This window comes from Arthrobacter sp. D3-18 (assembly GCF_054408525.1).
Map to the genome: position 1 here is coordinate 2107481 of NZ_CP096440.1, position 23064 is coordinate 2130544.

Annotated in this window: 20 protein-coding genes; 14 read left to right on the plus strand and 6 right to left on the minus strand. The window is 61.4% G+C overall.

The window, feature by feature from the left end; genetic code table 11:
• Positions 1 to 24 precede the first annotated feature (24 nt).
• Positions 25 to 1290: a CapA family protein gene (locus M1D89_RS11955; protein ID WP_498650741.1), complete on the plus strand. Its 1266-nt coding sequence runs from the start codon at positions 25 to 27 to the stop codon at positions 1288 to 1290.
• 3 nt (positions 1291 to 1293) lie between these two features.
• Here M1D89_RS11955 and M1D89_RS11960 read toward each other — a convergent pair whose 3' ends face one another.
• Positions 1294 to 2052: a type 1 glutamine amidotransferase gene (locus M1D89_RS11960; RefSeq protein ID WP_498650742.1), complete on the minus strand. Its 759-nt coding sequence runs from the start codon at positions 2050 to 2052 to the stop codon at positions 1294 to 1296.
• On the minus strand, positions 2049 to 3380 hold the full coding sequence (locus M1D89_RS11965; protein WP_026005304.1) for a Mur ligase family protein: 1332 nt from the start codon (positions 3378 to 3380) through the stop codon (positions 2049 to 2051). Before M1D89_RS11965 ends, M1D89_RS11960 begins: the two co-directional genes overlap by 4 nt.
• 101 nt (positions 3381 to 3481) lie before the next feature.
• Between M1D89_RS11965 and pdxT the strand changes: the two genes are divergently transcribed.
• The 9 genes from pdxT to M1D89_RS12010 all read left to right on the plus strand — a co-directional run bounded on the left by pdxT (position 3482) and on the right by M1D89_RS12010 (position 13340).
• Entirely contained in the window at positions 3482 to 4183 is a 702-nt protein-coding gene (gene pdxT / locus M1D89_RS11970) for a pyridoxal 5'-phosphate synthase glutaminase subunit PdxT (RefSeq protein ID WP_498650743.1), read from the plus strand.
• Positions 4184 to 4186: 3 nt separating this feature from the next.
• Positions 4187 to 4942 carry a YebC/PmpR family DNA-binding transcriptional regulator gene (locus M1D89_RS11975; protein ID WP_091467853.1) on the plus strand — a complete coding sequence of 252 codons (756 nt, stop codon included), beginning with the start codon at positions 4187 to 4189 and terminating at the stop codon, positions 4940 to 4942.
• A 65-nt stretch (positions 4943 to 5007) separates the two neighbouring features.
• Positions 5008 to 5586 carry a crossover junction endodeoxyribonuclease RuvC gene (gene ruvC / locus M1D89_RS11980; protein ID WP_498650744.1) on the plus strand — a complete coding sequence of 193 codons (579 nt, stop codon included), beginning with the start codon at positions 5008 to 5010 and terminating at the stop codon, positions 5584 to 5586.
• Between the two features lie 103 nt (positions 5587 to 5689).
• Positions 5690 to 6334 carry a Holliday junction branch migration protein RuvA gene (gene ruvA, locus M1D89_RS11985; protein ID WP_498650745.1) on the plus strand — a complete coding sequence of 215 codons (645 nt, stop codon included), beginning with the start codon at positions 5690 to 5692 and terminating at the stop codon, positions 6332 to 6334.
• Positions 6327 to 7403, plus strand: a complete 1077-nt coding sequence (gene ruvB, locus M1D89_RS11990) for a Holliday junction branch migration DNA helicase RuvB (protein WP_178992609.1) — start codon at positions 6327 to 6329, stop codon at positions 7401 to 7403. Before ruvA ends, ruvB begins: the two co-directional genes overlap by 8 nt.
• Positions 7404 to 7546: 143 nt before the next feature.
• Positions 7547 to 7930 carry a preprotein translocase subunit YajC gene (gene yajC, locus M1D89_RS11995; protein ID WP_026005306.1) on the plus strand — a complete coding sequence of 128 codons (384 nt, stop codon included), beginning with the start codon at positions 7547 to 7549 and terminating at the stop codon, positions 7928 to 7930.
• 114 nt (positions 7931 to 8044) lie between these two features.
• The gene (secD, locus tag M1D89_RS12000) at positions 8045 to 9796 is read left to right on the plus strand and encodes a protein translocase subunit SecD (RefSeq protein ID WP_498650746.1); all 1752 of its coding nucleotides are present in this window, start codon (positions 8045 to 8047) and stop codon (positions 9794 to 9796) included.
• Positions 9796 to 10785 (plus strand): protein translocase subunit SecF, encoded by a 990-nt coding sequence (secF, locus tag M1D89_RS12005; RefSeq protein WP_178992610.1) that lies wholly within the window; start codon positions 9796 to 9798, stop codon positions 10783 to 10785. Before secD ends, secF begins: the two co-directional genes overlap by 1 nt.
• Before the next feature lie 161 nt (positions 10786 to 10946).
• Positions 10947 to 13340: a RelA/SpoT family protein gene (locus tag M1D89_RS12010; RefSeq protein WP_498650947.1), complete on the plus strand. Its 2394-nt coding sequence runs from the start codon at positions 10947 to 10949 to the stop codon at positions 13338 to 13340.
• Here M1D89_RS12010 and M1D89_RS12015 read toward each other — a convergent pair.
• The 3 genes from M1D89_RS12015 to M1D89_RS12025 all read right to left on the minus strand — a co-directional run bounded on the left by M1D89_RS12015 (position 13337) and on the right by M1D89_RS12025 (position 16501).
• Positions 13337 to 13945, minus strand: coding sequence for a hypothetical protein (locus M1D89_RS12015; protein WP_498650747.1), 609 nt, complete (start codon positions 13943 to 13945; stop codon positions 13337 to 13339). The genes M1D89_RS12010 and M1D89_RS12015 overlap by 4 nt on opposite strands.
• Before the next feature lie 102 nt (positions 13946 to 14047).
• Positions 14048 to 15640, minus strand: a complete 1593-nt coding sequence (locus M1D89_RS12020) for a DUF349 domain-containing protein (RefSeq protein WP_498650748.1) — start codon at positions 15638 to 15640, stop codon at positions 14048 to 14050.
• A gap of 66 nt (positions 15641 to 15706) precedes the next feature.
• Entirely contained in the window at positions 15707 to 16501 is a 795-nt protein-coding gene (locus M1D89_RS12025; protein WP_498650749.1) for a peptidylprolyl isomerase, read from the minus strand.
• Between the two features lie 206 nt (positions 16502 to 16707).
• On the opposite strand from M1D89_RS12025, the gene hisS reads away from it, so the two are divergent.
• The 3 genes from hisS to M1D89_RS12040 all read left to right on the plus strand — a co-directional run bounded on the left by hisS (position 16708) and on the right by M1D89_RS12040 (position 20867).
• Complete coding sequence (hisS, locus tag M1D89_RS12030; RefSeq protein WP_498650750.1) at positions 16708 to 18066, plus strand: histidine--tRNA ligase; 1359 nt, start codon at positions 16708 to 16710, stop codon at positions 18064 to 18066.
• A 110-nt stretch (positions 18067 to 18176) separates the two neighbouring features.
• Positions 18177 to 19970, plus strand: coding sequence for an aspartate--tRNA ligase (gene aspS, locus M1D89_RS12035; RefSeq protein ID WP_498650751.1), 1794 nt, complete (start codon positions 18177 to 18179; stop codon positions 19968 to 19970).
• A 69-nt stretch (positions 19971 to 20039) separates the two neighbouring features.
• The gene (locus M1D89_RS12040; protein WP_498650752.1) at positions 20040 to 20867 is read left to right on the plus strand and encodes a GNAT family N-acetyltransferase; all 828 of its coding nucleotides are present in this window, start codon (positions 20040 to 20042) and stop codon (positions 20865 to 20867) included.
• Here the strand turns inward: M1D89_RS12040 and M1D89_RS12045 are convergent.
• A complete protein-coding gene (locus M1D89_RS12045) occupies positions 20864 to 21463 on the minus strand; it encodes a Vms1/Ankzf1 family peptidyl-tRNA hydrolase (RefSeq protein ID WP_498650753.1) in 600 nt (199 codons plus the stop codon). The two genes, M1D89_RS12040 and M1D89_RS12045, sit on opposite strands and share 4 nt — an antisense overlap.
• Before the next feature lie 41 nt (positions 21464 to 21504).
• On the opposite strand from M1D89_RS12045, the gene M1D89_RS12050 reads away from it, so the two are divergent.
• Positions 21505 to 23001, plus strand: coding sequence for a replication-associated recombination protein A (locus tag M1D89_RS12050; protein ID WP_498650754.1), 1497 nt, complete (start codon positions 21505 to 21507; stop codon positions 22999 to 23001).
• The last annotated feature ends 63 nt before the right edge of the window (positions 23002 to 23064 follow it).

Genomic DNA, 23064 nt, shown 5'->3' on the forward strand with positions numbered 1-23064 from the left:
CTTCCGCAAAGCTTCCACCGTAGGATGAAAGCCATGGGCAAAATCACATTTTCCGGGAGATGGATCCGTCCTCGCAAGGCGGTACTCGTGCTGAGTGCCGTGGTCATGTCCCTATCGGTGAACGCCTGCGGTGTCATCGCGGAAAATGATGACGCGAACCGCAACAGCGCTACTTCTGTCCCGTCAACCGAGATTCCAAGCCCAACTCGAACCCCTGCACCCAACCCAACCCCAGGCAAGGGACCCGCTTGCCCCGAGTTACGGTGCACCTCCATCACGGTGACAGGTGACATGTTGGTGCATACACAGCTCTGGCAACAAGCGAGAGCGGACGCTGCGGCAGCTGGTCAACCCGGCTACACATTCGTTCCGCTTCTCGAGGGGCAGCGTCGGTACATTCGTAACAGCGACCTCGCCATCTGCCACCAGGAAACCCCCGTTGCTACCCCGGAAGGGCCGTTCTCCGCCTATCCATCCTTCAACGTGCCACCGCAGATCATCACAGCATCGAAGGATGTCGGCTACCAGGCCTGCACAACGGCGAGCAACCACACCATTGATCGCGGTACCGAAGGTTTGCTTAGGACGCTGGACGCGTTGGACGCGGCGGGCCTGAAGCACACGGGTTCCTACCGGACGGAAGCGGAGTCCAAAGAGATACTCATGCTCCAAACGGACGCTGCCAAGGTGGCGGTGATTATTGGAACGTACGGCCATAACGGGCAGATCCCTGAGTACCCGTGGTTGGTTGACGAACTGGATCCAGCGGCCATGATTGCCAAGGCAACACAGGCGAAGGCGTTGGGAGCCGACATTGTCCTGGGCGTCATGCACGCCGGCGACGAGTACGCCAGCGAAGCCAACGCCCAGCAGCAGGAAGTTGCTCACGCATTGGTGGACAGCGGCCAGTTCACCATGATCTACGGGCACCACACGCACTCGGTGCTGCCGATCGAGAATTACAAAGGCACCTGGATCGTGTACGGGCTGGGCAACGGTGTCACCGAACTGTCCCCGTGGTACGTCCTGAACAATGAAGGGCTGCTGGTCAGGGCGCAGTTCAGCCAGAACGCCGCAGGTGTTTGGACTGCTTCGGACCTCGCCTGGGCTCCGTCAGTGATCATCCGGGATCCCTATCGTTGGTGCTCCGTGGCCAGCGATGCACCGCAGGGAGTCTGCGCTACCCCCGCGGCCGATGCTGAGACCTACCAGCGAACCAAAGCGGTGGTTGAGTCCATGGGCGCAGCAACTGCAGGGGCGCATGAACTGCTGATCACCAAGGAAAAGTAGCGCCTACCGCGGCCGGCGTGCGGCGTGTTCGCGCGCAAGGCGGGCATAACCGTCGTCGGGCATTCCCGGCACGAACCTTCCAAACTTGCGTTCGGCTGCCGTTCGGATCAGGAAGTCCGCAATGGCCGGGTTCTTCGGCAGCAATGAACCATGCAGATAGCTCGCTACGACGTTGTTGTAGCGGGCGCCCTCGTGCCCGTCCTTGCTGTTGTTGCCAGCGCCCTTGGTGACAGTGCCGAGGGGCTCGACGCCGGGCCCCAAGGTTGTCTGTCCACTGTGGTTTTCGTAGCCCAGGATGTCGCCGAACTCGGCAGATTTCATGGTCACGTTGCCAATGAGCCGCTCATCCGTTCCGTGGGTTTCGACGTCAAGGATGCCGATGCCAGGAATGACGGGCCCGGTGCTGGTCTTGAAGAATTTGCCGAAAAGCTGGTACAGCCCACAAATCACCAGCATGGGGGCGCCTTCATCAGCGAGCTGCTTCAACTGGACCGCACGCGCCTGGAGGTCGTCCTGGATGACCAGTTGTCCGCTGTCCTGCCCGCCTCCGCCGACAATAATGTCGACGTCGTCCGGAAATTCGTCACCCACGTTGTATTCGAGCAGCTCCGGCGTATAGCCGTGCCACTTGATCCGCTGCTTTAATACCAGGGCGTTGCCCCAGTCACCGTAGATGTTCATCTCCCGCGGGTAAAGCTGGAGGACGCGGATTGTTCCCTTGCTGGGCTGTGCGTCCATGTGGGGCTGTGCTTCCGAGGTCATGAGACCACCTCAACTATGGTGATTTTGGCCAGTTCACGGCGTATGGCGAGCATGGAGGTGTAAGTGCAGAAAATGCGCTTGGGCTTTCCTCGCGAGCCGTCAATGAAAGTCCGCAGTGCTGCGGTGATATCCGGTTCGACGACCCCGAAGGGCACGTCGTCGTATTGGAGACGGAGCGCCATGTCGTAGGCGCGGACTCCGGTGAGCACCTCCACACCGTCTTCCCGTAGGGAATCGAATTCAACGTCCCAGAGCCAGGACATGTCCCTGCCGTCGGCGTAGTTATCGTTGATGGCAATCATGGTGGCGTATCCACCGGCGGGGAAGGACTTCAGCCCGAGTCGGAAACCACTGGGGTTCTTCACGAGCACCAGTTCCAAGGGCTGGCCGTCCACCGTGAGGCTTTCGCCGCGGCCGAACGCGGGAGCAACTTCTCCCAAAGCCTTCACGAGTTTGGGCGTGTCCACCGGCCCGGTTCCCAGGATGGCCCGCGCCAGCGACAATGCTGCCGCAGCATTGAAGATGTTGTAGACACCACGCAGTTTCATGGATGTGGTGACGGTTTCGTCATCGAACTCAAAGTCAGCGTCCTGGGCACCTACCCGGCGGAGTACGACGTCGGCAGCCGGCAGGTCTACATCGTCACCGGTCTCCGCGGCAACAGAGGTGCCTGACGGGGATGGGCCGATGCCCGTTGTGCGCATTTCGTCGTCGTTGGGGAAAGTGCTCCGCAACGATTCGTCGAGACCGAAGTACCTGATCTCGGGGTGGTGAACGGCATCCAGGGTGTTGAGGGCGGCAGCAATCCGGGCGACGCGGGGGTCTTCCCGGTTGAGGACCACGGTGTCTGTCGTCTTGGAGGCGATGTGCTCCAGCAAGCGGGCGGTCTTGTCGATTTCGCCGAAGCGGTCCAATTGGTCGCGCAGGACATTCAAAAGAAGGCTGAAGCGTGGCTCCACCTTGTTGACGAAGTGCACGGCGTGGGCTTCATCGAGTTCCAGGATGGCGATGTCCGCATCGAGTCGTCCACGCCAATCCACATCGCCCAGGAGCGATGCGGCCACACCTCGGGTGAAGTTGCTGCCGCTGCGGTTGGTGAAGACCTTCAAGCCTTGGCTTTCAAGGAGTTCCACCACCATCTTGGTAGTAGTCGTTTTACCGTTGGTGCCACTGACCACGGCTACACCGAGGGGGAGCGACGCCAGCGTTCGCTGCATGAAGCCGGGGTCGATTTTCTCGACCACCAGACCGGGGAAAGCTGAGCCTCCGCCCCGGAGCCGGGACAGTGTGCGGACCAGCTTGCCGAGGGGAACGCTGAAGGAAAGCATGCTCTGTAATATATCCCAGTCAGGGCATGGAACCCTGACTGACGGCAGCCCCCGACGGTCGAGGCAAGGTTACTGAGGGCTTGGACCACTATGATGGTCGCATGACCAACCCCCTTTCCGACGCTTCGTCACGCGTGGGTTCAGGACTCCGAATCGGCGTGCTGGCCCTCCAGGGCGACTTCCGCGAGCATATCCACGCTGTTGAGGCTGCCGGCGCCACCGGCGTGGGTATTCGCCGTCCCTCAGAGCTCGACGACATCGACGGCCTGATTATCCCGGGCGGCGAGTCCACCACCATAGACAAGCTTTCCCGGATCTTCGAAGTCCGGGACCCCCTTCAAAAGCGCATCGCAGAGGGCCTGCCCGTTTACGGCTCCTGCGCCGGCATGATCCTGCTGGCCAATGAAATTGCAGACCCGGCAACGGACCTGGACGGTAATCCCCAGCAGACTTTCGGCGGCTTGGATATTACGGTCCGCCGCAACGCTTTCGGGCGGCAACGCGAATCCTTCGAAACCGACCTCGATTTCAAGGGCTTGGATTTCAGTGCCGGAGAATCCGGTGTGGATCCCGTTCACGCGGTATTCATCCGGGGCCCCTGGGTTGAACGTGTTGGTCCGGGCGTGGAAGTCCTTGCCCAGGTTGATCCCGACCACGCCAGCCACACGGCTACTTTGCATGGAGTGGCTAGAATTGTTGCAGTGCGTTCCGGCCAACTGCTGGCCACCTCCTTCCACCCGGAAGTGACGGGAGAGAAACGCGTGCATGAACTCTTTATTCGAATGATCAGAGGAGAAGCGTAAAGCATGTCAGGCCACTCCAAATGGGCGACCACCAAGCACAAGAAAGCCATCATTGACGGCAGGCGTGCAAAGTCGTTCGCGAAACTGATCAAGAACATCGAAGTTGCTGCCCGCATGGGTGGACCGGACCTTGCCGGTAACCCGGGCCTTGAGCTCGCAGTCACGAAGGCGAAAAAAACTTCGGTACCTAACGACAACATCGACCGCGCCATCAAGCGTGGTGCGGGCCTCACCGGTGAAGTGGTGGACTACACCGAGATCATGTACGAAGCCCGCGGTCCCCAGGGTTCGGCTTTGTTGATTGAATGTCTGACCGACAACAAGAACCGTGCCGCTTCCGAGGTGCGCCTGGCGATTTCGCGCAACGGTGGCACCATCGCCGATCCCGGTTCCGTGAGCTACCTCTTCGCGCGCAAGGGTGTTGTTGTCTTGCCCAAGAACGGCCTCAGCGAAGACGACATCCTGATGGCTGTCCTTGATGCCGGAGCCGAGGAAGTCAAGGACAGCGGTGAGAACTGGGAAATCCACTCCGAGCCCTCTGATCTCCAGGCCATCCGTGACGCCTTGAAAGAAGCCGGCATCGACTACGAAACTGACGAAGCCGAATTCGTTCCGTCCATGCAGGTCGACTTGGACGTTGACGGCGCCAAAAAGTTCATGAAGCTCGTGGATGCGCTGGAAGACCTGGACGATGTCCAGAACGTTTACAGCAATGCGGACCTCAGCGAGGAAGTGCAGGCTGCCCTCGACGCCGAGTAGTCGGTGGGGCGCAGCGCAACAACTTTGACAACCAACAGGTTTACAGCCATCAGGAAGGCCCGGACTTGACTCTTCGCGTATTGGGAGTCGATCCGGGCCTTACCCGTTGCGGCATCGGTGTGGTGGACATCGAGCGGAACCGCCGGGCCACCATGGTGGCCGTCGGAGTGGTGGGCACGTCCGCCGAGCTGACCTTGGACAAGCGTTTGCTGGTCATTGCCCAGGCCATTGACGAGTGGCTGGACCTGCACAAGCCGGATGTCGTCGCCGTCGAACGTGTTTTTTCGCAGATGAACGTGAGCACGGTGATGGGCGTAGCCCAGGCGTCGGGCGTCGTCATCGTGGCGGCAGCACGCCGTGGTATCCCGGTCGCCTTGCATACACCGTCCGAGGTGAAAGCCGCGGTTACCGGGAGCGGCACTGCCAACAAGGATGCCGTCACCAAATTGGTGACCAAGATCCTGCGCCTGGATGCTCCACCCAAGCCGGCTGATGCTGCCGACGCCCTCGCCCTGGCCCTCACCCATGCGTGGCGCGCAGGTAGTGGCATGGGCTCAGTTAGTGGCGCCAACGGTAAGGGCGGACTCACTCCCGCGCAGAAAGCGTGGGCCGAAGCCGAAGCAAAAGCGCGCCGCAAACGGTGATTGTCAGCCGCCCTTGTTAGGGTATTCGTAGATATGTTCGGATAGTCCGCTTTGGCCGCAGTTTTCACGGTAACGGAGCAGGCAGTATTTCAGGAGCCGGGTCTTGATCAGTTTTCTCCGTGGAACCGTAGCCCACGTTGGTTTGTCCACCGCTGTTATCGACCTCAACGGTGCGGGAATGAGTGTCTTCGCCACACCGCAGACCTTGAGCCACCTCAAAACAGGAACCGAAGCCAAGCTCTTCACTTCCATGATCGTCCGTGAAGATTCACTCACGCTGTTCGGATTTGCCGACGACGACGAACGCGAAGTCTTCGACGTCCTGCTCAGTGTCAGCGGGGTTGGGCCCCGTTTGGCCTTGGCCGTACTCGCCGTGCACGAACCGGAAGCCATCCGGGTGGCGGCTCACACTGGTGACAGCAAGGCATTTACCAAGGTGCCTGGCATAGGTCCCAAGGTGGCCGGCCGTATTGTCCTCGAGCTGGCCGGGAAGTTGGTTCCGCACGGCACCGGCGCAGGTACTGCTCCCGCCGCGGCCCCGAACGCAGAATGGAAGCCACAGGTAGTTGCTGCCATGACCAGTTTGGGATGGTCCGAGAAAGACGCCAACGGCAGTATCGACAAAGCGATGGCCGATTCGCCGGAACTCGTAGACGCAGGAAACGTGGCCCAAATACTTCGGGCTACGTTGCGCTGGCTTGGCCAGGACGGGGCACGCGCCGGCAACCGTGTAGGCAGCCGTGGTTGAGCAGTCACTCGTCAGCGGGGGAGAGGAACCGGAAGAGCGGGTCATTGAGGCTGCTCTCCGCCCCAAGAACCTGCACGACTTCGTAGGACAGCATCGGGTCCGCAAGCAACTTGCCTTGGTGCTTGAGGCTTCGAAGATGCGTGGCCGCAGCGCTGACCACGTGCTGATGTCCGGACCTCCTGGACTCGGTAAGACCACACTTGCCATGATCATTGCGGCCGAGATGAACGCTCCGCTGCGTATTAGCAGCGGGCCAGCCATCCAGCACGCCGGGGATCTAGCAGCCATCCTTTCCTCGCTCTCGGAGGGCGAGGTCCTGTTCCTTGACGAAATCCACCGTATGTCCAGGCCTGCAGAAGAAATGCTGTATATGGCCATGGAGGACTTTCGCGTGGACATCGTGGTGGGCAAGGGAGCAGGCGCAACGGCAATCCCCCTGGAGCTCCCTCCTTTCACGCTGGTAGGTGCCACCACCCGCGCAGGACTTCTTCCCGGCCCCTTGAGGGACCGATTCGGTTTCACTGGGCACCTTGAGTTTTATTCGGTGGCCGAACTCGAACTCGTCCTCCGCCGTTCTGCCGGGCTTCTGGATTTGAAAGTCAACTCCGCAGGTTTCACCGAGATCGCCGGTCGGTCCCGGGGAACACCACGTATCGCCAACCGGCTCTTGCGCCGTGTCCGTGACTGGGCGCTTGTTCATGGCATCGAGCAAATCGATGCCCGTTCAGCCTCAGCTGCCTTGGATATGTACGAAGTAGACGAGCGTGGCTTGGACAGGCTGGACAGGTCCGTTCTTGAAGCCCTCATCACCAAGTTCAACGGTGGCCCTGTTGGCTTGTCCACCTTGGCCATTGCCGTCGGTGAAGAACCTGAAACGGTGGAGACCGTGGCTGAACCGTTCCTGGTACGCGAGGGACTTCTGGGACGTACTCCGCGGGGTCGAATCGCGATGGCGTCCGCTTGGACCCACCTTGGCTACGCCGTACCGGCCGGAGTCTTTGGCCAAGAGACCCTCGCCTTGTTCGGTGAGGACGAAAACCACGCCGAAAGCATAGATACGGTCGGTTAACACGCTCTGTTCAGCTTTTCCCACTAGACTGGTATGACGCTCGGCACGTTCGAGTCCTTGATCCATGCCCGCTATGCGGATCTGCCAGGGACGTTGCCGTGAACCAAAACGTAAGTACAGAACGGAACTTCCCTGTGGATCCAATGACCATATTGCTGTTCGTCATGCTTGGACTCTTTGTCTTCATGATGTTCCGCCGCAACAAGAAGACCCAGCAGCAGCAGGCTGAAATGCAGTCCAAGTTCGCTCCTGGTGTCGACGTCATGACCAGCTTCGGTCTCTTTGGCCGCATCGTGTCCATCGACGAAGCTGAGAACAAGGTCGTCATCGAACTTTCCCCGGGTAACCAGGCAACGGTTCACCGCCAGGCAGTCACCAAGGTGGTCGAAACCACCCCCGAGGAAGCACCGGTTGTCCCGGATGACGCTTCTTCCCTGACCGCCGCGGAGACTGAGGCTCCTGCCGCCGTCGAGACACCGGAAGAAACCATCGCGCGCCTCAACAAAGAGGACAAGAAGGACAACTAGCACCGTCAGTCGCGGCGACACCGCGCAAGGCAACTTCTACGGCAGCGGAGAGCCGCCGGCAGACGCTCACCAGCGTCGGCCGGCGGCTGTCCGGCGATAACAGGAAGATCGATAATGGCACGGACCGGCCCCAAAAACTCAGCCCGCAGGGTGCTGACCTGGCTTGGAGCAATTTTCGTTGTATTAACCGCTGTCCTTGCTGGCGGAGTAGTGACTGGCAACGCCAGTTGGGCTCCGAAGCTTGCTCTGGACCTCGAAGGCGGAACCCAGATGATCCTGGCACCCCGGGTGGAGGGTTCCAGCGAGATCAATGAGGAGCAACTCAACCAGGCAGTTGCCATCATCCGGCAGCGAGTAGATGGTTCCGGTGTTGCTGAAGCCGAAATCAGCACGCAGTCCGGCCGCAACGTGGTGGTCAGCCTTCCGGGAACACCGTCGAAGGAAACCCGCGACCTGATCCAGGCTTCGGCTGACATGAACTTCCGCCCGGTCATCACTTACGGCGACCCGGCAGCTATACCGGCTGAGCAGCGCACTCCTGAGGATCAGCTGAACAAGCCGACCGCGGAGCCGACCAACGCAAGTGATGTCAACTGGATCACCCCGGAAGTCCAGAAGGAATTCGAAGCACTCGACTGCGTCAATCCTTCGGCTGAAAAACGCGATCGGTCAGATCCAGCCAAACCCCTGGTAACCTGCGAGGCTGCCACTGCGACGACTCCGGCCATCAAGTACATCCTCGGGCCCGTTGAGGTCAAGGGGCAGGACATCAGCGATTCCAGCTTTACCCAGGTCCAGGGTGCCCAGGGCTCCGTGACGAATTCCTGGGGTGTGAACATTGTCTTCAACTCGGATGCAACCGCAAAGTTCAAGGCCGTAACCGAACGCCTCAACCAGTTCTATGCTGCAGCGCAGGCCCAGGGTACTGACGATCCCAAGTCACAGTTCGCGATCGTCCTGGACGACAAAGTACTTTCCGCCCCGCGAGCCCTTGCTGTCATCACTGATGGCAAGCCGCAGATCACGGGTAACTTCACCCAGGCGTCGGCGAAGGCTTTGTCTGACCAGTTGCGCTACGGCGCACTGCCCATCAGCTTCGAGATCCAATCACAAGAGCAGATTTCGGCCACTCTCGGTGGCGACCAACTTCGCCTCGGCTTGCTGGCAGGCATGATCGGTCTGTTGCTGGTTGTGGTGTACTCCCTGTTCCAGTACCGCGCTTTGGGTCTTGTCACCATCGCCTCACTTGTGGTGGCCGGTGTGCTGACGTATCTCGCCATTGCCATCCTCGGTTGGACGGAAAACTATCGCCTTTCCCTGGCAGGTGTAGCGGGTTTGATCGTGGCCATTGGCCAGACCGCCGACTCGTTCATCGTCTACTTCGAACGCATCAGGGATGAGCTGCGCGAGGGCCGTGGCCTGGTGTCCGCCGTCGAGAATGGCTGGAAGCGGGCCAAGCGCACCGTCCTGGCTTCCAAGGCCGTCAACCTCCTGGCGGCACTTGTCCTCTACTTCGTCGCCGTCGGCAACGTGCGTGGCTTTGCCTTCACCCTCGGCCTGACGGCCCTGGCTGACCTTCTGGTGGTGTTCATGTTTACGCACCCCATGCTGCAGGTCCTTGCCCGCACCAAGTTCTTTGGCGAAGGGCACCGTTTCTCAGGGCTTTCCCCTGACCGTCTCGGTGCAGTTCCCCTTTACCGGGGCGCGGGCCGCCTCCGTACGCCTGAGGAAAAGCCTGCCGTGGTTCGCGCACGCAACACCGGTGCGGCAGCCGAAGCCGAACGACGCATGACCATCGCCGAGAGGCGCCTTGCCGAGAAGGGCCAGCTCACTGGTACTTCCAACGGCACCAAGGAGGAGAAGTAATGACTACGAGCTTCGCAACCTTCGGCCACGAGCTGTACACGGGCAAGCGCTCGTACAACTTCGTCAATTCCAAGAAGATCTGGTTCATCATCGCCGCGGTCGCCGTGGCACTCTCCATCTTGATTCCGGTGGTCAAGGGCGGCTTCAACCTCGGAATCGAATTCCGTGGCGGCTCCGAATTCACTGTTTCCAATGTGAGCACCACTGATGCCAGCTTGGGCGAAAAGGCCGTCCACGACATCGTGCCCGATGCCATTCCCCGCGTTGCCAACGTGGCAGGCAACACCATGCGGATCCAAACGGATCAGCTGACCGATGACGAGACGAACCGGATCAAGGACGGCCTCACCAGCGCCTACGGCGTGACGGAGAACGAAGTGACGTCCAACTTCGTGGGCCCAACCTGGGGTCAGGATGTCACTCGCCAGGCCCTCATCGGCCTGGTGGTCTTCGTTGCCTTGGCAGCTGTCCTGATGGCGCTGTACTTCAGGACCTGGAAGATGTCTTTGTCGGCACTCGTCGGCATGCTGGTCACCATGTTCACCACAGCGGGCGTCTATGCCTTGAGCGACTTCGAAGTCACGCCCTCGGCAATCATTGGCTTCCTGACGGTCCTGAGCTACTCGTTGTATGACACGGTGGTGGTCTTCGACAAGATCCGTGAGAACACCTCGGACATCTCCACGTCCACCCGCCGCACGTTCAGTGAAGAGGTCAACCTGGCCGTCAACCAAACCTTGGTCCGCTCCATCAACACCATGATGGTGGCCGTCCTCCCGGTGGCGGCAATCCTCTTCATTGGTGCCGGGCTTCTGGGGGCGGGCACCCTTCGCGATCTTTCCCTGGCGTTGTTCGTGGGAATCCTCATTGGTACCGCGGCCACGATCTTCATTGCGGCTCCGCTCTACGCGTGGCTCCGCCAGAGCGAGCCCGACCTCGTCAAGCAAGCCAAGAAGGTTGCCCACCGCAGGACTGAAGCCACGGTCTAGGGCTGTTAGGTACCGTTGTTTGGCCAAGAGCCGGCCTCCGCATCACTGCGGAGGCCGGCTCTTTGACTTGCTTGTGTCATCGTCATGTGCAGCCCGGTTGCAGAAGCATTCGCCAGCGGGAATAGACTGGGAGAATTAAATCGGTTGTGAGGGGTACTTCTGTGGAAGAACGTGCGACGTCGGCACCACCGGCGGGCGGGGATGACGGCCGCAAGACCGTGGCAGTTCCGGCATCGAGTGTGACCGGACGGACTGCGGCTGCGGTTCCGGTCGATGCTCCCGGTGCGCGTCCCACCTTCCCGGGACGGCGGGAGCGTACGCGTTCCCGGCTTGCCCGCTTGACGGGACGGGGCATCGCCCCGTACTCGCCTATTCTCGAGCCACTCCTGCGGACGGTCCGGGCGAACAATCCCAAAGAGGACTTCGACCTGATTCAACGCGCCTTCGCCGTGGCAGAGCAGAGCCACCAGGGGCAGAAACGCAAGAGTGGTGATCCGTACATCACCCACCCGGTGGCCGTGGCCACCATCCTGGCTGAACTCGGCATGACGGGGACAACCCTGGCAGCAGCGTTGCTTCACGACACCGTAGAGGACACCCCGTACACCCTCGCTGACCTGACGCGGGACTTCGGACCCGAAGTTGCCATGTTGGTGGATGGCGTCACCAAGCTGGATAAGGTCAGTTTTGGCGAGGCTGCGCAGTCGGAAACCGTCCGCAAGATGGTGGTTGCGATGGCCAAGGACATCCGCGTCCTGATGATCAAGCTCGCCGACCGCCTCCACAATGCGCGCACCTGGCGGTTCGTTTCCGCGGAGTCTTCATCGCGCAAAGCCCGTGAAACCCTGGAGATCTTCGCACCCCTGGCACATCGCCTGGGTATGAATACCATCAAGTGGGAACTGGAAGACCTTTCCTTCGCAGCATTGTACCCCAAGGTGTACGAGGAAATCGTGCGCATGGTGGGCGACCGCACACCGGAGCGGGAAAAGAGCCTCAGTGTCATCCGCAACCAGATAGCTGATGACCTTCGGACAGCACGAATCAAAGCCACCATCACTGGCCGGCCCAAGCACTACTACTCGATTTATCAGAAGATGATCGTCAGGGACAAAGACTTCGACGACATCAACGACCTCATGGGCGTGCGTGTCCTGGTTGACTCTGTGCGCGACTGTTACGCCGCGCTGGGAACGCTGCATTCACGGTGGAACCCCCTTCCGGGCCGGTTCAAGGACTACATCGCGATGCCCAAGTTCAACATGTATCAGTCGCTGCATACAACGGTGATTGGCCCCGGCGGCAAGCCGGTGGAGATCCAAATCCGCACCCACGAGATGCACCGCCGTGCAGAATACGGTGTGGCAGCCCACTGGAAGTACAAGGACCAGCCCAACCGGACGGCGCAAGGCCCGGGAAGCCCGCGTGACGGGGACATGGGCTGGTTGCGGTCTCTGGTGGACTGGCAGCAGGAGACATCGGACCCCGGAGAGTTCCTGGATTCGCTCCGCTACGAGATCAATGCCCGGGAAGTGTTTGTTTTCACTCCTAAGGGTGAAGTCATGGCCCTTCCGGCCGGATCAACCCCTGTGGACTTCGCGTACGCCGTGCACACGGAGGTGGGCCACCGAACCATCGGTGCCCGCGTCAATGGCAAGTTGGTCCCGCTCAACAGCGAGCTGAACCATGGCGACTGGGTAGAGATCTTCACCTCCAAGGCGGAAGGCGCCGGGCCAAGCCAGGACTGGCAGCACTTCGTCAAGTCGGCCCGTGCGCGCAACAAGATCCGCCAATGGTTCACCAAGGAACGCCGCGAAGAAGCCATTGAACGCGGCAAGGACATGCTGACGCGGGCTATGCGGAAGCAGAACCTGCCTTTGCAACGCCTGATGACGCACGACGCTTTGTCTGCAGTGGCGGAGGACTTCCACTATGTAGACATCTCCGGGCTGTATGCGGGCGTTGGCGACGGGCACACCTCGGCCCAGTCCGTCATGGAAAAGCTCGTGGAGCACCTGGGTGGTCATGAAACACCTGATGAAGACCTCGATGAAGTCAGTATTCCTACCCAGGTTGCGAAGTCGAAGTTCTCGGATTCGGGCGTCATCGTGCGCGGCGTCGGCGATGTCTGGGTCAAGCTGGCCCGGTGCTGCACCCCGGTACCCCCGGATCCCATCCTGGGCTTCGTAACGCGTGGATCAGGAGTTTCTGTCCACCGGACGGACTGCACCAATGTCTCGGGTCTTCGTGACCAGCCGGACAGAATTGTTGAGGTTGAGTGGGCACCCACGCAGTCGAGTGTGTTCCTCGTGGAGATTCAGGTGGAAGCTTTGGACAGGAAGTCCCTGCTGTCCGACGTCACCCGTATCTTGTCCGAGAACCACGTCAACATCCTGGCCGCATCGGTTCACACGTCCAGTGACAGGGTGGCGATCTCGAAATTTGCCTTCGAAATGGGCGATCCGAAGTACCTGCATCACGTCTTGAACGCGGTTCGCCGCATTGATGGCGTTTTTGACGTGTATCGGACTACTGGCAACCGCCGTCGCAGCTAGCCCGGATCGGAGGAAGCCAGCTGGGCCAGCGTTGCCAAAGCGCGCTTCTTGTGTGGCACCCGGGGAGCCGACTCCACCGCCAGAGTAAGCAGCCGGAGCCTGATGAAAAGCTCTTCACGTTCCAGGAGGCGCTTCAACGCCGGCAAAGCGCGATCGGCTTCGACATGGAGGGCGATGTCCGCCGCGGTACGCAGTGGGCTGCTCACCATCATTCCTCCGAGGCTGACGACGTCCATTTGGCCTAGCCGAACCTCATGGAGGCTGCATGCCGTGGATCCCCGCAGGCTGGAAATGCGATGTTTAGCATCGACTAGTAGTGACAGGTGCTCGGGAGGATTGGCGCAACCGTAGATCCACGCTGCCGTGAGCCGCCCAGCCACAACCTTCGTCCGAATTCTTTCCGGGACGGAGAGGGCCGCTGCGCGGGCTCTCAGGCGGTGGGTAACAGCCGCGCCCGGGGAAGCATAACTCTTCCCGTACAGGGGCAGCAGGATGCCATCGAACGCCATACTTTGCAGTTCGTTCCACGTAAAGATGCGACTGGGGGAGTAGAGCTCGGGGATGACCGGCTCCAGCAAATGCGGGGCGTTGACAGCGGGGACCATTCATTGATCATTCCGTGCGGTCACCCTACGAGTACAGGCTCCGTTCTGGTTATGTGGATAACCGGAACGGAGCCTGCAGGAAAGATCCAGCTTCAGAGTCCTCTAGGCGAGGTCGCTTGCCGAGCGTTGGATCTGGTCAAGCCATGCCTGACGAGCCTCCAGAGCCTCGCGGGCCGCCTTGATACGGCGCTGGTCGCCGGCCTTCTCCGCCTTCTCCAGATCGTCCTTGAGGCCAGCAATAGCCGATTCAAGCTGTGACAAGGCGCTGTTGGTGCGGGCCTTGGTTTCCGGGTTGCTCCGGCGCCACTTCTCTTCCTCGGCTTCACGAACCGCATCTTCGACCTTGCGAAGCCCGGCCTCAATCCGGCCCATGTCGGCGCGCGGAACCTTGCCGGCATCTTCCCAACGGTCCCTGATGGACTGGAGGGCCTTCTTGGCGGCGTTGAGATCGTTGATGGGCAGGAGCGCCTGCGCCTCAGCCACCAACTGTTCCTTGACGGCCAGGTTCGCAGTGTATTCCTGGTCAATTTGCTCGTTGGCGGCCTGGCGGTTGCTGAAGAAGACATCCTGGGCGGCGCGGAACCGGCCCCAGAGTGCGTCATCGTCCTTGCGGCTTGCCCGTGGAGTGGTCTTCCACTGGTCCATCAGCCTGCGGTATTCGCCGGCCGCGAATCCCCAGTCGGTAGACGTGGAAAGCGCCTCGGCCTCCGCAATCAAGGCCTCCTTGGCTGACTTTGCAGCGGAGTTGTTGCTGTCGAGCTGCGAAAAGTACGCGCGGCGGTGACGATCAAATACTGTCCGCGCCGAACGGAAACGCTTCCACAGTGCGTCTTCATTACTGCGGCCGAGCCTGACCCCGCTCTTTTGTGCGGCCTTCCAGGTTTCAAACAACTCGTTCATGCGTGCGCTTGAGGTCTTCCACTGGATCTGCGCGGGGTCCTGGCTGGCAATGGTCTCAGCTTCAGCAACAATTGCTTCGCGCGCCGCGAGTTCATTGGCGCGCACTGCCTCGTGGGCAGCCTTCTCGGACTTCTCGAGTTCTTCAATCTGGGCTGACAAGGCGTCCAAGCGGGCCTCAGCAGCACGGATGTCACCCACCATGTTGCGCTCCGCGAGTTGCTCGCGCAGGTGCGTCACCGTCTTCTGCATGTCCGTGGCAGGAGCCTTGGACTCCACGCGGTGGTCCAGGAGAACTACCTGCGCGATGATGTCGTCGAACTTACGGGCAAAGTAGCCAAGTGCCTCGTCGGCGCTGACGCCCGGATACTGACCAACAGGGATCTCTTCACCATCCAGCGTCAGGAAGACGTGGCCATCACCTTCGGCGCGTCCCCACTTGGCTGCCTCGGCGAGCGAGGCAGCGGAGACCGCCGGGGCCGCAGGTACGACGACGGCAGGGGCCTTGGGTCGGGCCGCGAAGGCCGCCGGGGACGGAGCTGCCGAAGGCGTCGGCCGGGGAGCGGCCGGGGCTGCGGACTCTGTGGCCGGCGCTGCTTCCGGTGTTTCCTCGGCGGCGGGAGCTGTTTCGGCGGCTGGGTTGGCCTCCACCGGAGCTGGCTCGGCAGCCGGAGCTGTTTCGTTGGCTGGAGTGGCCTCCGCCGGAGTTGGTGCCTCGGTACCGTTGGTGTCGGTTGCCTCGACTGCCTCTTGGTCGGCCACTACTGCTGTTTCGTCGGATTTCTGACTGTCTGTCACCGCTAAAAGTCTTTCGCTTGGAGGGAACTGCTCAGGTAATGCACCGCAGGCCGGGCCTGGAGTTGGTTACTTCAGAGAAAACGAGTCTATCGTGACAGGTGCCACAGGGGCGCCGTCAGTGGCGTTTTGGCCGGGTTTGAGGCCTGCCGCGGCGATCTTGGCGACTACGTCCAGGCCGCTGGTCACCTTGCCCACCACGGTGTATCCGCCGGCGGTATCAGCGGGAATGGTGGTGTCTTTGTAGACGATGAAGAATTGGTGGCCGTTGCCATAGGCATCGTTGCCGGTGCGGGCAACGGCAATCGTCCCTGCAGGGTAGTTGTTGTCTGCGGGGGTATTTTCCAGTGGCCCCCAACGATAATTTGCGTCGTCTGCGCCGTCTTCGGATTTGGCTCCGCATTGGAGGAGTCCAAACGTTTCTGACGTTGTCAGCCGGTGGCAGAACGCTCCGTTGTAGTAGCTGGCGTCACTCAGGGACTTCAACACGGCAGCAGCTTGCGGCGCGGCAGTCCCGTTGAGCTCTAAGCCGACAACGCCGCTGTTCAAGGCGAGCTCACCGGTGAATGTCTTTCCAGCGGCCGTGTCCGGGCTGGGAATGTCGGCGCTGTTGGAAGCGGAGGGGGACGCCGACGGCGAGCTTAGCCCTGCCTCCGCCGCGGCGAACTCGGCCTCAGTGGGGTTGGAACTAAAGACCGTCAGTTGCAGCACGACGGCCAGAACCACGGCTACGGCAGCTGCACTCACGGCAATGGTGTTGTCACGTTTGCGTCGCTTGCCCTGTTCCTGCCGCAGGGCACGCTTGGCTTCCATCTGCCTGATGCGCCGTTTCGCTTCGCGGTCATCCCGCGACCTTGTTGCCAAGAGTCCTCCTGATTGTGTCCACTTTCGGTGGCTGCCGACAGGAACCGGGCATGCTGCATTAGATGTGCACGCGCGGAAAGCATAAACTGGCTGCCGCACATAGTTTATGCATGACCGGCTGGACGCCCGCCCTGTAAACGCCGAAAGGGTGTTTAAAGCTGCGGTGCAATGCCAGCGTCAGCTTTCTTCGAGGAGACTTTTCCACCATGGCACGTACCGCCTCCCTGTCCGGATTCCCCGAGTGGCTTCCCCAGGAGCGGTTGGTGGAGCTCCATGTGCTGGATACGCTCCGGAAGACGTTCGAGCTGCACGGTTTTTCCTCCATTGAGACCCGCGCTGTTGAAACAGTGGGCCAGTTGCTCCGCAAAGGCGAAATAGACAAAGAGGTCTATGGCCTGAGCAGGCTCCAGGACGATGAGGGCGAGGCTGCGAAGCAGACCCAACCGGACAAGGCTGACCCGAACGCCTTGGCCCTCCACTTTGACCTGACTGTCCCCTTCGCCCGCTACGTGGTGGAGAACGCCGGGTACCTGGCATTTCCCTTCCGCCGGTACCAGATCCAGAAAGTCTGGCGGGGCGAGCGGCCGCAGGAGGGCCGGGCACGCGAGTTCACCCAGGCAGACATCGATGTTGTGGGCGACGGCGAACTGCCGTTCCGCTACGACGTCGAAATCGCGCTGGTCATCGCTGAGGCCCTGAGCGCCCTGCCGATCCCGGACTTCAGGCTCCGGATCAACAACCGCAAACTGGCCGAGGGCTTCTATCGGGGCATTGGACTGACGGACACGGCCGGTGTGCTGCGTAGCATCGACAAACTGGAAAAGATCGGCGCGGCGAAGGTGGCCGAGCTGTTGAAGAGCGAGCTTGGGGCTACTGATGAACAGGCCGGCCTTGCCCTCGAATTGGCGACCATCCGCACGGAAGACACTTCGTTCGTGGACCAGGTCCGCGCACTCGGAGTGAAGGACGATCTCCTTGAAGAGGGCCTCAATGAACTTGAGCAGGTCATTCAGGCGGCAGTCCAGCGCGCTCCCGGCAAAGTGGTTGCAGACCTCAGCATCGCCCGCGGCCTGGATTACTACACGGGGACTGTTGTTGAGACGGTGCTGGTGGGCCACGAGCAGCTGGGTTCCATTTGCTCCGGTGGCCGCTATGACGCCTTGGCCAGCAAGGGCAACCGCAAGTTCCCAGGCGTCGGACTTTCCATTGGCGTGACACGACTTGTCTCCCGCATCCTCAGCCAGGAACTGGCCACAGCGTCGCGTTCTGTGCCCACGGCGGTACTGGTCGCCCTGAACTCGGACGACAGCTGGTCAGCTGCGCAGGACATTGCTGCCCAGTTGCGGGGACGCGGGATTGCCACGGAAGTGGCAGCCAAGGCCGAGAAGTTCGGAAAGCAGATCAAGTTCGCTGATCGCCGCGGCATCCCCTTCGTGTGGTTCACAGACGACGACGGCAATCACCAGGTCAAGGACATCCGTTCCGGCGAGCAGGTTGACGCCGACCCTGCCAGCTGGACGCCCGCTGAAGAGGATTTGTACGTCCGCGTCACCACTGCCGGCTAGGCACCATCGATTGTTCCGTCCTCGTCGCATGAGCTGTGGCCAGGGCGGGTAAACTCGGACGGGATCGTCTTTGCAACGATCCCCTTATATTTCATGCTGAAAGGAATGCTGTGCTGCGCACACATGACCTCGGATCTCTTCGCTCCGAGCACATTGGACAAACCGTTACCCTGGCCGGCTGGGTGGGGCGCCGCCGTGATCACGGTGGCGTTGCATTCGTTGACCTGCGTGATGCGTCCGGTGTAGCCCAGGTGGTTGTCCGTGAGGAAGAGGTCTTCCACGGCTTGCGGAACGAGTACGTCCTGCAGGTGACAGGTACTGTCAACAAGCGTCCTGAAGGCAATGAGAACCCTGCCTTGGCTACGGGTGAGATCGAGGTCATCGCGGACAAGGTGGTCATCCTCAACACCTCCGAACCCCTGCCATTCCAGATCGACGAACACGTGGAGGTTGGCGAGGAAGCCCGTCTCAAGCACCGCTACCTGGACCTCCGCCGCCCCGGCCCCGCCCGCAACATGCGTCTGCGTTCCGAGGCAAACCGGGTGGCACGCGAACTTCTGCACCAGCGGGGCTACATCGAAATCGAAACCCCCACGCTGACGCGTTCGACGCCGGAAGGCGCCCGTGACTTCGTGGTTCCGGCACGTCTGGCGCCCGGTTCCTGGTACGCCCTCCCGCAGTCGCCGCAGCTTTTCAAGCAGCTCCTCCAAGTGGGCGGCTTCGAGAAGTACTACCAGATTGCCCGCTGCTACCGCGATGAGGATTTCCGTGCGGACCGCCAGCCGGAATTCACGCAGCTGGACATCGAAGCCAGCTTCGTGGACCAGGACGATGTCATTGAGCTCGGCGAGGCAATCGTCAAGGCCTTGTGGCAGCTGATCGACGTCGAGATCCCCACCCCGATCCGCCGCATGACGTACTTGGACGCTATGGCCAAGTACGGCTCGGACAAGCCGGACCTGCGTTTCGGTGTTGAACTGACGGAGCTCACAGAGTTCTTCAAGGACACCAATTTCGGTGTCTTCAAGGCGCCGTACGTGGGCGCCGTCGTGATGCCCGGTGGTGCTTCACAGCCGCGCCGTACCTTGGACGGTTGGCAGGAATTTGCCAAGCAGCGCGGGCACAAGGGCCTGGCCTATGTCCTCTTCAAAGAAGACGGCGAGTTGGCGGGCCCGGTGGCCAAGAACCTTACAGAGGCCGAGCGCGGAGGCCTGGCGGACGCTGTTGGCGCCAAGCCCGGCGACTGCATCTTCTTCGCCGCCGGCGAGAAGTCCGCAGCCCGCGCTTTGCTGGGTGCTGCCCGTGTTGAGATCGGTCACCGGACCGGCCTGATCGACCCCAAGGACTGGGCTTTCGTCTGGATCGTGGACGCTCCCATGTTCGAGCCCGCTGCTGCTGCTGTTGCCTCCGGTGACGTTGCAGTGGGCGCTGGCCAGTGGACGGCCGTGCACCACGCTTTCACCTCGCCGAAGCCTGAGTTCCTGGACACCTTCGATAAGGACCCGGAATCGGCTCTCTCTTACGCCTACGACATCGTCTGCAACGGCAACGAGATCGGCGGCGGTTCCATCCGTATCCATGAGCGCGAAGTGCAGGAACGCGTCTTCCAGCTCATGGGCCTGGACAAGGAAGACGCCGAAACCAAGTTCGGCTTCCTGCTCGAAGGCTTCAAGTACGGCGCACCTCCGCACGGTGGAATGGCCCTGGGCTGGGACCGGGTTGTTGCTTTGTTGGCCGGCGTCGAGTCGATCCGCGACGTCATTGCTTTCCCGAAGTCGGGCAACGGCTACGACCCCCTGACCGCGGCGCCGGCACCGATCACGCCGCAGCAGCGCAAGGAAGCGGGCGTCGACTTCAAGCCGGAGGCCAAGCCCGCAGCCAAGCCGGAAACGAAGTCTGAATAAGTTTCTGCCCAAAAGGCTCCTCACCAAGGTGGGGAGCTTTTTGCGTTCCAGCCACAAAAGGAGCCTCGCATGATGGAGCAAGCATTCCTGGAATCGCTCATGGACAAGGCCTGGCCTGCGCTTGAGCGCGAGGACTTTGACGTGGAAAACCTTGACGTGGAAAACCTTGGCCGGGGACATGCGGGGGAGTGGGTCCTCCGTGCTTCGGGCGGAGTGACCCAGAGGGCCAATTCCGTCTGGCCAAGGAACTCAGACGGCGGGCCGAACGGCAACCAGGGCATCACACGAGCCGTGCGAGCAGCAGCTGAGTGGTACCGGCTTCGTCGCCTTCCCCTGATCTTCCAGGTGTTCGATGACTCCCGCAGTTCCGGACTCAATGCCGTCCTGGATGAGCAACGCTTCACGAGGCAATCCGCAACAAGGATCATGGTCCGCAACATGGATGAGCTGCCGGCCAGCAGCTCGGGCCGGAACGTTGAAATGGCTGATGAACCCTCCGAAGAATGGCTGCACGTGTGGTGGTCCGTGGACGGCCGTGGTGGTGACGCAGAGCTGTCAGTCGCCCACAAGATTCTCACCGGCTGTCCGGCGCTATACGCAATGGTGAGGGACGACGACGGCGCGCCCGCCGCCGTCGGACGACTCGCCTTGGTGGACGGTTGGGGCGGCATCTACAGCATGGCGACGTCGGCCGGGCACCGCAGGCGCGGATATGGGACGGAGGCGCTGACTGCGTTGTTGAATGCCGGGGCCCAGCGGAATCTCGAGGGATTCTGGCTCCTTGTCACCGAGGCCAATCGTGGAGCGCAGTTACTTTACTCAGGAGCTGGCTTCGCCGACTACGGCAGCTACCTGTACCGGCAGGCACCCCTGAGGCGTGCGTCCAGCGGCTGTTAGAAGGGCGGATCAGTCACTGTGATGCGCACGGAGCAGGCGTTGGCAGCCGCCTTCGCCAGCACGGCTGTCTTTGGCCCTTGAATGTCCAGGAAGGCCAACCGGGTCCGTCCTGCCACGGCTTTGAGTAACGGCTGGCCAAGAAGCTGATCCACCAGGACGCGGTCGCCGCCCGGGACGATGTACTCAATGCGGTGTTCGTTGAAGATACGGAAGGCCTGTTCTGCTGTGGCCCTGGCTTCGAGGAAGCGACTGCCACTCTTCGAAGCCAGGATCGTGGAACCGCTGGCAGCAGCTATGGCGTAGCCGCCCCTGCGAACAAGGAGCAGGCCAAGCCCCCGTTCCTGGTTCGCAAGTGAAGCCAGGCGTTCAAGCTCAGTTCCTCCCCGTCCCGGACGTCCGTCAGCCGGCCAGGGGGCCTTCAACATTGCAGTTGCACCGTCGGCTGCCCGCAGGAGGAGTCCACCGTCGTGAAGGTCTTCGACAACGGCGCCGTGGCTCGACGCGAACCGGTCGGCCCAACCCTGCAATCTGGCTGCGGGCACCAAAGCGGTCCGGCTGCCGGGAGGCTGGTGAGGGGCAGATGCTCGGCGATCCACGTCAATGTCTCCTTTGCTGAAACTATGAGTAGCCTATCCATGTGGAAGATCTCTTTGGTGCGGGTGCAGTTGACGACGACGAGTCGGAGGATCTGCCCGCGTCAGGGGGGCCGTCCGATGCTCATTGGATGGCTTCCCAACGCAGCCCATTGGCGGTGAGAATGCGTCCCCGGTCGCTGGACGAGGTGGTGGGGCAGCAGCATCTGCTGGGGCAAGGTTCGCCTTTGCGTCAATTGGCAGCGGGTGCTGAGGCTGCCGGCCCGGCGGGTCCCAGTTCTGTGATCCTTTGGGGGCCTCCCGGAACCGGGAAGACCACGCTCGCCCACGTGATCGCGCGCGGACCCGGACGTAAGTTCGTTGAGTTGTCTGCCATCACGGCCGGAGTCAAGGACGTCCGGCGCGTCATGGACGAGGCCTTGACGGCCCGGGACCTGTACAAGAAAACAACGGTCCTCTTCCTTGACGAGATTCATCGCTTTAACAAGGCCCAACAGGATGCACTGCTGCCCGGTGTCGAGAACCGCTGGGTAGTACTGGTAGCTGCAACCACGGAAAATCCCTCCTTCTCCGTGGTGTCGCCGCTCCTGTCTCGTTCACTCCTGCTCACCCTGAAGCCGCTCACCGATGACGACATTTTTGGTCTGCTGCAGAGGGCTGTGGCCGACGCCCGTGGCCTGGCCGGCCGTGTGGAGCTTAGCCCTGAGGCGCTGGACCATTTGGTCCGGCTATCCGGAGGTGATGCCCGACGGGCGCTGACAGCACTGGAAGCAGCTGCCGGCGTCGCCTTCGGTGACTCTGCCACCGTCGACATTTCCCCCGACGCCCCAACAACAGGCGAGGGGGAGAGTGACGCTGACGACGGCGAACCCGGACTCGCGAACGATGGCCTGCCTGACGCGCCGGTGCTGGTGGAACTCCGCCACACCGAGCGCGCCTTGGATGCGGCGGCCGTTCGCTACGACCGCGCCGGGGACCAGCACTACGATGTGGCCAGTGCGTTCATCAAGTCCATCCGGGGCTCCGACGTGGATGCTGCCTTGCACTATCTGGCACGCATGCTCGAGGCCGGGGAGGATCCGAGATTCGTAGCGAGGCGGATCGTGATCTCCGCAGCCGAGGATATCGGCATGGCTGATCCCACAGCGTTGCAGACCGCAGTGGCTGCGGCGCAAGCAGTGCAGTTGATCGGTATGCCGGAGGGGCGCATCGTGTTGGCCGAAGCCGTGGTCCACCTGGCCACAGCGCCCAAGTCCAATTCCGCCTATATGGGTTTGAACAAAGCGGTGGCCGATGTTCGTGCCGGTTTTGGTGGCGGCATTCCCATGCATTTGCGTGACGCGCACTACCCCGGTGCGAAGCAGTTGGGCCACGGCAAGAGCTACAAGTATGCACACGACGAACCCCACGGTGTGGCAACCCAGCAATATCCGCCGGATGACCTGGTGGGTAAGGATTATTACCAGCCCACCAATAACGGAGCTGAACGGGATATTGCTGCCAGGCTGGAACGGCTCCGCAAGATCGTACGCGGGGAGTAGCCGGCAGGATCCTTCCAGCTGCGGCGGCGGGCTCTGCGCGTGGTAGGATAGTTGCTTGTCTGG

Bases quoted from the DNA above. Each gene is read 5' to 3' on its own strand.
- pdxT (WP_498650743.1), top strand. From the start codon at position 3,482: ATGACCAACCCCCTTTCCGACGCTTCGTCACGCGTGGGTTCAGGACTC.
- M1D89_RS11955 (WP_498650741.1), top strand. From the start codon at position 25: ATGAAAGCCATGGGCAAAATCACATTTTCCGGGAGATGGATCCGTCCT.
- M1D89_RS12015 (WP_498650747.1), bottom strand. From the start codon at position 13,945: ATGGTCCCCGCTGTCAACGCCCCGCATTTGCTGGAGCCGGTCATCCCC.
- M1D89_RS11975 (WP_091467853.1), top strand. From the start codon at position 4,187: ATGTCAGGCCACTCCAAATGGGCGACCACCAAGCACAAGAAAGCCATC.
- secF (WP_178992610.1), top strand. From the start codon at position 9,796: ATGACTACGAGCTTCGCAACCTTCGGCCACGAGCTGTACACGGGCAAG.
- M1D89_RS11960 (WP_498650742.1), bottom strand. From the start codon at position 2,052: ATGACCTCGGAAGCACAGCCCCACATGGACGCACAGCCCAGCAAGGGA.
- secD (WP_498650746.1), top strand. From the start codon at position 8,045: ATGGCACGGACCGGCCCCAAAAACTCAGCCCGCAGGGTGCTGACCTGG.
- hisS (WP_498650750.1), top strand. From the start codon at position 16,708: ATGGCACGTACCGCCTCCCTGTCCGGATTCCCCGAGTGGCTTCCCCAG.
- yajC (WP_026005306.1), top strand. From the start codon at position 7,547: ATGACCATATTGCTGTTCGTCATGCTTGGACTCTTTGTCTTCATGATG.
- M1D89_RS12040 (WP_498650752.1), top strand. From the start codon at position 20,040: ATGATGGAGCAAGCATTCCTGGAATCGCTCATGGACAAGGCCTGGCCT.
- M1D89_RS11965 (WP_026005304.1), bottom strand. From the start codon at position 3,380: ATGCTTTCCTTCAGCGTTCCCCTCGGCAAGCTGGTCCGCACACTGTCC.